Origin of the sequence: Staphylococcus sp. HMSC077D08 (assembly GCF_001837945.1) — a bacterium.
GTDB classification, from domain to species: Bacteria; Bacillota; Bacilli; order Staphylococcales; family Staphylococcaceae; genus Staphylococcus; species Staphylococcus epidermidis.
On sequence record NZ_KV834793.1, the window covers coordinates 1 to 2,045 of the forward strand.

A 2,045-nucleotide genomic window follows, 5' to 3' on the forward strand; every position below is an offset into this window, starting at 1 on the left:
ACCTTGAGCTTGTCGACGTTTACTTTCATTTCTCTCTTGTTCTGAAACCATTGCCAGGATTTGAACGATTAAATCTTTCATAAACTTATCTAACAATGGATTATCAATCACTTCATTCATCATAGGTAAACTAGTTATCATTAGCTGAACGTCTTTTTCTTTTAAATAACCCACTGTTTCAATAATTTCATCATAGTTACGTCCTAAACGATCAATAGACTCCACAACGAATCGATCTCCCATTCTTACAAAATTAAGGGCTTCTTGAAATACAGGTCTATTTTCAACTGATTTGCCTGATTGCTTCTCTGTAAAGATTTTCTCTACGCCAAACGTTTTTAAATTTTCCAACTGTCTTTCTAAATTTTGATCTATCGAAGATACTCTCGCATAACCTATAATCATTTATTTTCACTCCATAATTAATACACACCCTAATCATACGTTTTAGTTGCGATAATTTCAACAACTTACTTTGTATGATTAGGGTGTACCCTTAATTTATATATAAATTGTTTTTTTTAAGTAGCTTTAAGTTTTGTAGTGTCATCCCAATTAGAAAGAATTTCTGAAAATATAATAATACTAAAAATATCAATAGATAATATAGATAAAAAGCAATTAATCCAAATAGCAACGATATTTAATATAAGTTGTGATAATATTATATTGATAAAAGGAAGGTGGATATTATGGAGGTAAATCTACAAAAAAAATCAATAGAATCAATTCAACATTCACATTTAATAGGATTATCATTAGTGAATTTCATTATTTTTGCAGTTTACTATTTTATATATGCAGGTCCAGGTATAAAAGGGAATATGCCTTTATATATGAAAGTATATTTAATAGGATCATTATTATTATGGTTGCTTCTTTATTTACAAGAACGTGAGTATATTTTTAAACATTATAATCGAAAAAATTATAAATTCAGAGTTGTAATATATATGACCATCAATCTACTTTCAGGATACAATATTCCATTTTTAATTAGTTCTGCTTATGCTTTTTATTTTGCAGATTCTAGAGATGATACTTTTACATATTGGTTGTTAATTTGTGGGCTCATAATAGTCTCTGCTATAGGTCTATTCTTATTTTGTCTAGGTGAATTTGAGATGTTTGGTATCCAAAACGGTAGTTTTATTAGAATGATTGGAATTTTAACTATTTTATTATCATTTGGACTATTGCTGTATGTATCATTAATTCTTCCTGTTGATTCTGAAGAAAATAGAACGATTTGGATGGGAATGATAATGTTATTTTGTAGCCATTTATTAATTGGACGAACATATTTTTATTTAGGTCTCTTAAATTATGACATTAAAGAAGATGGGATGAAATTATAATAGAATTAGGTATGAATGTAATGCCTTATTTCGTCAAAATAACATTTGAAATTAATAAAGAAGAAAACTGGTTAAAAGGTTTAGATACAGTAAATGAATTTTATAATTTATAACTATAAATAGCTAACAGGACCTATAATATTTCAAAGGGAGCTTATTGGGATTAATGAATATCAGAATACAGTGTTTATTTCTTTAAATGACAGGTTACAACATATCTCTGAATTAAACATAGAATATATTGATATGTTAAAAGTTGACCCTACTCTATCAAAAAATGTTTTAATAGTGAACGATATAAAAATTGATGTGAAACAAAAGCAAAGGTATATGAGAATAATTAAGGAAGTGTAAGTATTGGTTTATTTTGTACTGATTGGAGTATTTATTATATTTTATTTAGCTCTATTTGACAGTCTTCTGAAATCTGAAAATTTTTCAATTTTATCTATTTTTTTAGATTTTGTTATTGTAATAATGTTGATTATTTTTCATTTTATTGGAAATAAACTTACAGGAAATGATTTAAGTAATTATATAGCATTTACTTTAATTGGTTCATTTGTGTATATGTATTTTGCAATCAAGAATTTTTGGACAAAACCTAAAGTTTTGAACTATCTAATTAGTAAAAAGGAAAATACAAATCAAGATGATATAGAATATCAAGAGTTAGATTTACAAGTC

4 protein-coding genes are annotated in these 2,045 nt (G+C 26.2%); 3 read left to right on the forward strand and 1 reads right to left on the reverse strand.

What is annotated here, in order from left to right; all coding sequences use genetic code 11:
* On the reverse strand, positions 1 to 405 hold a 405-nt coding region (locus HMPREF2663_RS07760; RefSeq protein ID WP_070846149.1), incomplete at its 3' end, for a recombinase family protein.
* 287 nt (positions 406 to 692) lie between these two features.
* Between HMPREF2663_RS07760 and HMPREF2663_RS07765 the strand changes: the two genes are divergently transcribed.
* The 3 genes from HMPREF2663_RS07765 to HMPREF2663_RS07770 form a co-directional block, all read left to right on the forward strand.
* Positions 693 to 1,358 (forward strand): DUF5079 family protein, encoded by a 666-nt coding sequence (locus tag HMPREF2663_RS07765; protein WP_012816722.1) that lies wholly within the window; start codon positions 693 to 695, stop codon positions 1,356 to 1,358.
* 183 nt (positions 1,359 to 1,541) lie between these two features.
* Positions 1,542 to 1,712, forward strand: a complete 171-nt coding sequence (locus HMPREF2663_RS13030) for a hypothetical protein (RefSeq protein ID WP_012816723.1) — start codon at positions 1,542 to 1,544, stop codon at positions 1,710 to 1,712.
* 3 nt (positions 1,713 to 1,715) lie between these two features.
* Positions 1,716 to 2,045 (forward strand): DUF5080 family protein (locus HMPREF2663_RS07770; RefSeq protein WP_141762242.1); only part of this gene is annotated, 330 nt, incomplete at its 3' end.